The organism is Bacillus sp. IT-79MI2 (assembly GCF_949768135.1).
GTDB classification, from domain to species: Bacteria; Bacillota; Bacilli; order Bacillales; family Bacillaceae_G; genus Bacillus_A; species Bacillus_A pseudomycoides.
In genome coordinates, this window is record NZ_CATKPV010000103.1 from 1 (window position 1) to 4181 (window position 4181).

A 4181-nucleotide genomic window follows, 5' to 3' on the forward strand; every position below is an offset into this window, starting at 1 on the left:
TACCCTTGGACGTGGGCTTCGAATGGAATGACTGAAGTCACTGTTAATATATATTCTTTAGCTGCACAAAAACAATTATTCCCGAATCAACCAACACGTTTAGAAAAAGAGGGGGATTACGATAGAGCCTCTAAATACTTAAAACAAACAGATAAAGAGTATAAAAATATTGATGACTTGTTTGTGAAACTTGTTATGTTTTGGCAACTTCATTTAGCATATGGGGAAGATTTTTATCCGAACCTTCACAAACTATATCGAGAGTTACCAAAGGATAAACTTCCAGAAACTGATGAAGATGAAATACAAGCATTTATTTTCAATACATCGAAAGTAGCGAAACAAAATGTACTTCCATTTTTTGATCAATGGGGACTGAAAGCATCACAAGAAACGAGAAAAAAAGTGGAAGCATTGAACTATCCAACATTAACTGCCCCTATATGGGAAGCGACGGATGCGAAACCTGTTAAACCAATTGCCGCGTATGGTCCAAGAAAATAATGAAAGCAAGTGTGTGATCTAGCTAGTAATGCAATCGATGACAATCCAAATACAATTTGGCATAGCTAATAGAGCACATCATATAATTCCTTATAAACAAGGGAGATTACGTAAGTACATAGAGAAATATGGTATAGATGGGAATTTAGCCAGCATTTATCTAAATCATTGACAGTTATACATGCACGGGTTCTGGTGCAAAGATTGTATTTATTTGGGTTCTGGTGCAAAAATCATTTGATAGAGACATAGAAACCTACATAGACTGTTCAATGGCAGATTATGATGCAATTCCAAACAATTTATGTATGAACCTAACTTCATTTTGGGCAGACTTCACCTGTGGGTGAAGTTGTCCTTTTTTCATCATATGCATGGTTTCAACGCCACTCAATATAGAAGTGGCTGTTTCATATGACTTGAATCCTAACATAGAACGCACACGTTTCTTAATGAAACGGTGATCCTGTTCCACTATATTATTGAGATATTTAACTTGCCTTATTTGTATGCCATCAGGCATACGTTTCTCTTCTTTTAATTCTTGAATTGCTACAGGATAGGCTGGGTTCTTGTCTACTGTTATAACGCGAGGTTTACAAATATGAGAAGCAGCCAAGGCTTTCTTGAAAAAGCGCTTGGCTGCTTGTTTATCTCTTGATTCACTGAGATAAAAATCAATGGTATTTCCTTCTGAATCGACTGCGCGATATAAATACATCCATTGACCTTTTACTTTCACATACGTTTCATCGACTCTCCAGGAATCATTTGTTGTCTTAAGATGACGTCGTACTCTTTCATCTAATTCAGGTCCATATTGATGCACCCAACGCATAATGGTGGTGTGAGCAATAGACAAACCTCGTTCCTCCATCATTTCCACCAAATCACGAAAACTTAGGTTGTACCGTAGGTACCATCTTACCGTTAATAAGATAATATCAGGTTGATAGTGCTTCCATTTGAAGAAATTTTCCTTTTTCATACCGATCACACACCTTTTTTAGAGTAATAGTATCAGTATGTCCAAGATTTAGAGATTATTTGCAATTCCCCTGAAGTTTTTGCACCAGAACCAAGAAAAGCAATGTTTAAATGATTTGGAGAGCCAAAATCTAAAGTTGAATAAAATAATCACTCAAATTTTGCGTTTAGGAAAAAAGCGGGTGTTCAGATTCGTTTGTATGACGAGATAGGGGGCAAATTAATGCAATTATATTAAATAAAGCTAAGCGCTTATAAAGAAGAAGATAGAGCGTTATAAGTGATTTTGGTTAAATCTGTAGATATTTTATTTTATTTTTCATAAGAATAAATGTAAAATTCTACATACCGTATTTATAATAAAAAACAAATTAACCGAATTTAGGGGTTTCCTTGCTTTTTGTTTGGAGTGCTGGCTCGTCGTGTGGGGACGAAACCCCACGTACTAAACGTATCAAAATTTTGAGTAAGAACTATTTTTGAACGAATGATCTAAGCGGTTCGGCTCGTATAATTGCTAGTCCAAGTCGAGAACAATTGCTTTTCTTTTTGTCCTTCGGCTTGGCGAAAAAAGCGAATCGAGCCGAAAAAAGTTTGGCAAGGATTGTTTTTTACTGCAGTAACGAAGTGGAGCAGTAAAAAACAAAAAATACTACCTGTTCCTTGCGGAACTTTTAGCTTTTTCAGGTTTAGGGTTTTAAAGCCCGCCCACCGCCATTAAGGGGTAGCATCCCGAAAATGCGGATTTACAACGTTAAGTTGTTTATAGTATTAAAAATGAATAACTTAACAACGATAAGGATTTTAAGACAAGTCATACGAGACAGTCGCAAACCTTATTTGAAGCAAAATCAGTTAAGTGTCAATAGAGTAAACCCTATTGATACAGGGATTTCTACCTTGACGTTGTAAATCCGCAAAATCCTGATGCTACCCCATATAGTATCTGTTTCTAAAGCATTTCTATTATGAGAACAGAAACGATGTGCGTTTTCAAAGTTTTTTTTCACTACTAGATTCTCCCTTTTTTTGTTTTTGCTTTTATATCTTATAATGAATATTGTATTCGTAGAGAGTTTACATAATGTCCTATTATAAGAAGTTAGATATTCCCATAGTCCCCATGATACTAACATTCTGTGCATGACTTAAGATCTATCCTTCTATTTTACTTTCTAGTAATTCTTTTATATATTGCGTTTAGATGTTCAGGTGTTAAACTATTTGTATATTATCTAAATATCCATCTGAACAGAAAAACAAGGAAACCCTTGTTTTTCTGTTCAGATGTTCAGATGTTTAGATGTTTAGAAGGATGGTGATCTGAACAGTGCAACAAAAAGACTGGTTATCAGCTGAAGAAGTAGCCAAGGAAATAAAAGTATCAGCTATGACTATAAAACGAAACTGTCAAACCTACGGTAGTTTTTTAAATTTCCAACAAGGTGAAAAGAACAAGTATTTAATTCATCAAGAATGTATACCTGTTTTTCAATTTATAGCTAAAATGAGAAATAAAAGAAACCTCCAAACAAAACAAATTATTAAGCTCCTCAGTAAAGAAGGATTACCTGAATATATAGACATTGAACCTATCCAAATAACTAAACAACAACCTGAACAGATCCAAGTAGGAGAAGTAGTTGTAGCTATTCAGGAATTGGATAGAATTGTTGCTGAAAGAGTATCTGAACTGCTTAAAAAACATGAAGAAAATTTAAAGGAATGGTTAACTGAACAGCAAAAACAACAACAGGATTTTCAAAAAATTGATGAACGTGATCAAAACCTAATGGCTATGATCCGTGAAAACCAGGAGACTAAAAAATTGATTGCAGCCACCCAACAAAAAAAGTGGTGGCAATTTTGGAAATAGAAAAAGCCTTGCTTATATGCAGGGCTTTTTTATACAGAATTCTATACAGATTTTTGTACTAGTGAGGTAATTTTTCCCAAATCACCGAAAAGGGGGAATAAGATTGATTCATTATAAATTTATATGTTATTTCAAAAAGTACACTTTATGACAATGCTGAAAATCTAGACTATTTCATTTCAAAAATACAACTTAATAATGTTTGAAACATGTCAATGCAATTGTATATATTTTGAAATGCATATTTTAAAAAGCACCCCAAAATCTTTATTGATAAGGATTTTTCACAATACGTTTTTCTTATTCCCCCTTTTCGAGGGGATAGGCAAAAACACCCTAAAAGAAAAATTCATTATAAACAGAAATTTTTTCTAGAATAACTGATTATCGACATTAAATTATGCAATTTTTCATGATGTTACAAATTTTTTCGTTTTCTCTTTTTTCGACAGCAATAGACAGTATACTACTTTTTAAAAGCGCTTAGTATTTTTAGAAATTATACGAGGTAAATATCATGAAAAACAAAAAAAGAAGAGCTACAGTTGCATTAATAATAGGATTATAAAGTACATTTTTCTTGAGTGGCTCCAAAAGTAAAGAATCGTTGCCGTACCCCTTATTAACAATACAAAGAAAGGGAACCTGCTACATCCTCATATGCAATATTGCATATGAGGATGTATTGATAAAACATAAGCACTTACTATAATATAAATCACATCGTAGCAACAACAAAAGGAGGTGAAATCATATGGCAATCGCAATGGCAGCTTTAAAATTTATCGGTGGGATCCTTCCACTCGTACAGGAA

Annotated in this window: 3 protein-coding genes; 2 read left to right on the forward strand and 1 reads right to left on the reverse strand. The window is 33.8% G+C overall.

What is annotated here, in order from left to right; all coding sequences use genetic code 11:
• The coding region (locus tag ACM6HU_RS24260; protein ID WP_414848489.1) for a M60 family metallopeptidase at positions 1-504 on the forward strand (504 nt) is incomplete at its 5' end.
• Positions 505-784: 280 nt separating this feature from the next.
• Here the strand turns inward: ACM6HU_RS24260 and ACM6HU_RS24265 are convergent.
• Entirely contained in the window at positions 785-1492 is a 708-nt protein-coding gene (locus ACM6HU_RS24265) for an IS6 family transposase (protein ID WP_088094660.1), read from the reverse strand.
• A gap of 1329 nt (positions 1493-2821) precedes the next feature.
• Here ACM6HU_RS24265 and ACM6HU_RS24270 point away from each other — a divergent pair.
• Positions 2822-3367, forward strand: coding sequence for a DUF3967 domain-containing protein (locus tag ACM6HU_RS24270; protein ID WP_077295687.1), 546 nt, complete (start codon positions 2822-2824; stop codon positions 3365-3367).
• Positions 3368-4181 lie beyond the last annotated feature (814 nt).

Bases quoted from the DNA above. Each gene is read 5' to 3' on its own strand.
- ACM6HU_RS24265 (WP_088094660.1), bottom strand. From the start codon at position 1,492: ATGAAAAAGGAAAATTTCTTCAAATGGAAGCACTATCAACCTGATATT.